At 71.4% G+C, this 469-nt stretch carries 1 protein-coding gene; it reads right to left on the reverse strand.

Going from position 1 to position 469, the window contains the following annotated elements:
* Positions 1 to 469 (reverse strand): ketoacyl-synthetase C-terminal extension domain-containing protein (locus tag MXD61_RS05825; RefSeq protein ID WP_285223164.1); only part of this gene is annotated, 469 nt, incomplete at both ends.

Here is a 469-nt window from a genome sequence, read left to right on the forward strand (position 1 = left end):
CGCCCCGACACAAACGCCGACAACCGGCCCGCCTGCGCCGAAAGACCCGCCGCATCCCGCCCCGACACCACCCACGGGAAAACCCCGGTACCACCGGTGTCATCGGCCGCGGAATCCGCGGCGGCGACACCGGTGGTGGAGACAGTGCCGGAATCCTGGTTCTCCTCGAGAATCACGTGGACGTTGGTGCCGCTCATGCCGAAGGACGACACACCCGCTCGCCGGGGCCGCTGCCCGGCCGGCCAGGGCACCGTCTCCGACAGCAGGCGGACGGTGCCGGCCGACCAGTCGACGTGCGGGGTCGGCTCGTCGAGGTGCAGGGTCCTCGGGACCGTCCCGTGCCGCATCGCCATCACGGTCCTGATCACACCGGCGAGCCCGGAAAGCCCGGCGGTGTGCCCGATGTTCGACTTGACCGATCCCACCCACAACGGCCGGTCCGCGTCCCGACCCTGCCCGTAGGTCGCCA

The organism is Frankia sp. AgPm24 (assembly GCF_023243055.1).
GTDB lineage: Bacteria > Actinomycetota > Actinomycetes > Frankiales > Frankiaceae > Frankia > Frankia umida.